The following is a 1,093-nucleotide window of genomic DNA, read 5'->3' as shown; positions in this document are numbered from 1 at the left end:
AATCTCCACGCAACAACGCCTCCTCGCAATGATGAAATCTATACTTATTGAGCAATGATGAAAAATCCCACTTGATTTAATTTGAATAATATTTTATTTATTTAAAATGTTTAGTAAATTTTTATTACCTTATATTTTTATTGCAACATTTTTCTTTGCTCCCATAAGCGAAGCGAAGAAAGCTGTAAAAAATACTCCTAAACCTCCTGTTCAAACTAGTTTAGTAATTGATGCAAAAAGCGGCAAAGTATTGCAGGCCCATAATTCACAAATTCGGATTTATCCCGCTTCTTTAACTAAGTTAATGACGCTATACTTAATGTTTGAAGCAATTGAAGCCGGTAAATTGCCTTTAGATAAAAAATTACTTGTATCAACAAAAGCTTCAAAAATGCCGCCTTGTAAGCTGGGTTTAAAAGCAGGGGAAACTATAACCGTTCGAGAGGCAATTAATGGATTAATTATAAAATCTGCTAATGATGCTGCTGTAACGGTTGCTGAGGGCATGAAAGGTTCAGAAAAAGCTTTTGCTCATTTAATGAATGTTAAAGCTAAACAGCTCGGTATGAAGAATACCTATTTTAAAAACGCCTCAGGCTGGCATGATCCATTGCAGCAAACTACCGCAAGAGATATGGCTAAACTTGCTATGGCCTTAAAAAGAGATTATCCTAAATATTATCCGTTATTTGCTAAAACCAGTTTTGTATTTCGTGGAAACATAGTAAACGGACATAATAGGGTTACTAAAAATTATCAAGGTGCAGAAGGTATGAAAACAGGTTTTCATACACCGGCAGGTTATAATTTAGTAACTACTGCTTCTAGGAATGGTAAATCATTGATTGCCGTTGTTACAGGAGGCAAAAGTGCTGCATCTCGTGATCAAAAAATGATGGGGCTACTAGATCAGCATTTTAATATTAAGCCTATAGTCCCTAAACCTTCAATCAAACTTACCTCTAATAATAAATCTACTACAAAAGCTAAATCAAAAATAATAAAGAAAAAGAATATACGTAGTTGATATGTCTCGTCATTGCGAGGAGGCCTTGTTGCGTGGATAGGTCGTGCCTCCGTATTGCAGTTTAGA

The 1,093-nt window shown here is 34.9% G+C and carries 1 protein-coding gene; it reads left to right on the top strand.

The genetic code is table 11. The features are described from left to right. The first annotated feature begins 106 nt into the window (after positions 1-106). On the top strand, positions 107-1,027 hold the full coding sequence (locus KYQ89_RS00225) for a D-alanyl-D-alanine carboxypeptidase family protein (protein ID WP_218459798.1): 921 nt from the start codon (positions 107-109) through the stop codon (positions 1,025-1,027). The last annotated feature ends 66 nt before the right edge of the window (positions 1,028-1,093 follow it).

This window comes from Rickettsia sp. TH2014 (assembly GCF_019249195.1).
Lineage (GTDB): Bacteria > Pseudomonadota > Alphaproteobacteria > Rickettsiales > Rickettsiaceae > Rickettsia > Rickettsia felis.
This window is presented reverse-complemented; position numbering and strand designations above follow the sequence as displayed.

Coding starts and splice junctions, on each gene's coding strand:
- KYQ89_RS00225 (WP_218459798.1), top strand. CDS start 107: ATGTTTAGTAAATTTTTATTACCTTATATTTTTATTGCAACATTTTTC.